This is a genomic window from Pseudomonas frederiksbergensis (genome assembly GCF_003732665.1).
GTDB classification, from domain to species: domain Bacteria; phylum Pseudomonadota; class Gammaproteobacteria; order Pseudomonadales; family Pseudomonadaceae; genus Aquipseudomonas; species Aquipseudomonas frederiksbergensis_G.
Genome location: NZ_MOBP01000243.1, coordinates 1 through 300 on the forward strand (window position 1 = coordinate 1; position 300 = coordinate 300).

The 300-nt window shown below is 62.7% G+C and carries 1 protein-coding gene; it reads right to left on the reverse strand.

Annotated features, from left to right (window positions below; all coding sequences use genetic code 11):
• Positions 1 to 300, reverse strand: a 300-nt coding sequence (locus tag BK665_RS34025) for an LLM class flavin-dependent oxidoreductase (RefSeq protein WP_123410670.1), incomplete at both ends; no start/stop codon positions are given.

Sequence of the window (300 nt, forward strand, 5' to 3'; positions counted from 1 at the left end):
GATGCCCGGCAGGATGGTGACGTGATCGGGGTTGCGCCCGGCGGCGGCGGTACGCTGTTTGATGTCGGCGTAGTAGGCGCGGGCATCGTCGAAATTATCTACGCCGGCGAAGATGCCTTCGGCAAAGTGGGCTGCCAGATTACGCCCGGATTCGGAAATCCCGGCCTGGAAAATCACCGGTTGATCTTGGGGCGAACGCGCAATGTTCAGCGGTCCGGTGACCGACAAGAACTCGCCCTGGTGATCGAGGCGATGCTGGCGTTGGGGGTCGAGAAACACCCCGCTCTGCTTGTCCCGCAC